We start from the raw sequence: 279 nt of genomic DNA on the forward strand, positions 1-279 counted from the left end.
GCGCGGCGAGGGTGGCATCGCCCACCACGGCCTGGTCGCGGCGCGCGAAGCAGCCAAGGCCAAGGCCGGTGCCGACAACCGCCGCGCTGCTTTCGTGCTGGTGGACCACGAGATCTCGCCGTCCCAGGCGCGCAACCTCGAGAACGAGGTCGGTTGCGAGGTGATGGACCGTACCATGGTGATCCTCGAGATCTTTCACCGCCACGCGCGTTCCAACGCGGCGCGCGCCCAGGTCGAGATCGCGCGCCTGCGTTACCTTGCGCCGCGCCTGCGCGAGGC

General features: G+C 70.6%; 1 protein-coding gene. It reads left to right on the forward strand.

Annotated features, from left to right (window positions below; translation table 11 throughout):
- The coding region (locus RYX56_RS21955) for an HflX-like GTP-binding protein (RefSeq protein ID WP_500660625.1) at positions 1-279 on the forward strand (279 nt) is incomplete at both ends.

It is taken from the genome of Alkalihalophilus lindianensis, from assembly GCF_032843265.1.
In the GTDB taxonomy this organism is placed as follows: domain Bacteria; phylum Bacillota; class Bacilli; order Bacillales; family Bacillaceae_D; genus Alkalihalophilus; species Alkalihalophilus lindianensis.